Source organism: Streptomyces sp. NPDC050619 (assembly GCF_040654815.1).
GTDB lineage: Bacteria > Actinomycetota > Actinomycetes > Streptomycetales > Streptomycetaceae > Streptomyces.
Genome location: NZ_JBFAIR010000129.1, coordinates 1 through 1,682 on the forward strand (window position 1 = coordinate 1; position 1,682 = coordinate 1,682).

Annotated in this window: 1 protein-coding gene and 1 pseudogene; both read right to left on the minus strand. The window is 68.5% G+C overall.

Features of this window, described 5'->3' with window-relative positions; all coding sequences use genetic code 11:
* Nucleotides 1-134: pseudogene (locus AB0I77_RS53430) on the minus strand (Fpg/Nei family DNA glycosylase); the annotation flags it as partial.
* A gap of 123 nt (nucleotides 135-257) precedes the next feature.
* A complete protein-coding gene (locus AB0I77_RS53435) occupies nucleotides 258-1,595 on the minus strand; it encodes an IS4 family transposase (RefSeq protein WP_363290311.1) in 1,338 nt (445 codons plus the stop codon).
* Nucleotides 1,596-1,682 lie beyond the last annotated feature (87 nt).

The following is a 1,682-nucleotide window of genomic DNA, read 5'->3' on the forward strand; positions in this document are numbered from 1 at the left end:
GTGAGGTGTGCTCCGGTGAGGAGGGCGGCGGCGTCGGAGAACTTGCCCTGGGGGCTGGTCACGTGCGTGGGCGTGCCCTTGAAGTGGCTCGCGTAGTCCTGTGCGAGGCGGTGGATCGTGTGGCCCTCTGGCACAGTGGCTGTGTCCTTCCGTTTTCTGCCCACCCACCCGCCCGACTCGGTCGGCTGAGTGGTCACCGCCGCGGGGCTCCGCCCCGGGCCCCATCCTGCCCCGCCCCCGCAATGCCGTTGCTTGAGTCAGTGAAGTACTGCCGGGTGCAAGGTGATGACCTTCGCCGTGGTCTTGCGGGTGGGCTGACGGACCTGGCCTTTTGCGCGGAACGAGTACTTGGAGTCGGGGCGCTTGATGTGGCGGTCGGTCTCGCGTCTGCGTCGGGGTCCGCTGTCGAGCTTCCGACGGAGTTTCGAGGCGAGCATGGCCATGAACTTGCCGATCTTCGCCGCGGTGTTCGCGGTCTGGCTCGTCACGCTGCGGCGCACGTGCTTGAGCACCTTGAGGAAGGAGACCCGGTCCGGGTCGATGTTCCCGCCGTCGGCCAACTCCACGATGATCCGGATCAGGCAGTGGTGGACCACCAGATGCGCCCAGGCCTCCTGGAACGCCAGGTCCGGGTCTGCCGAGCGCAGAACCTGTTGCGGGCCGCGCTGGAAGGTCTTGACCTGGCGATATGAGGATTCCGCTTCCCACCTGTCGCTATACAGGGCTGCGAGTTCGGCCGCCGGGTATTGCCCGGGGTCGAGCAGGTCGGTCAGGAGCCGGATCACCTCGCCGCCGTCAACTCGGTACTCCACCACGCGCAGCACGACGTGGCCGGGTGCCGCCCGCTTCTGCCCGGCCAGGTTCATCCTGGCCAGATACGTCCCGTCGCTCAGGTACTCGATCGGCCGGGCGGCCACGCATGAGCGCGCCCGGATCAGCAGGTGGGCGCCCGCGTCGGTGTAGGCACGCCACAGCGCCACCCCGGGGAAGCCCCGGTCCATGATGACAAGCATGCCGTCGGCCGATGCGGCGAGCCGGATCGCGAGTTCCGGCTCGCCGTGGCAGTGCCCGCCCACCGCGGCGTCGATCTGCGCATGGGTTCCGGTCTCGGTCAGCGTCACCACTCTCACCTGGGGGAACCCGGCATCCTGACCGCGCGCGTCCTTCATGCCGCCGAGCTGGCGCCGGTTCGCCTCTGTCTCCGGCGCGTCCAGGACGAAGCCGTCCACCGCCGCCAGACGCATCCCCTGGTAGAACGAGCCTTCCAGGCCAGCCGGGGCCAACGGGCCCGCCAGCTCGCGGAACACCGTCTCCAGAACCTGCGGCCCCAGCCGCCGCCGGGCCCGCGTGAACGAGGACTTGTTCGGGATGCTCCCACTCAACTCAGGGATACCGCCGACCAGTTGCTCGGCCACGTCGTCGTAGGAGTCCTGCTGAAACAAGGCCAGGGCGAGGGTGAAGTAGACCATGAACCCGGCCGGCAGTGCGCCGGGCTTCTTGTCCCGGACCCCGCACTTGTCCAGCGCCGCAGCGATGAGCTCCGGAGTCACCCACCGGGTCACCGCCCCCAGTCGCACATGATCGGATAACCCCACCCACGGATGCATACCGGGTCCAACGACCGCACTGCCCCGGCGTCACGGGGAACTGCTTGCCATCCTCAAGCAACGGCATTGAGTGCC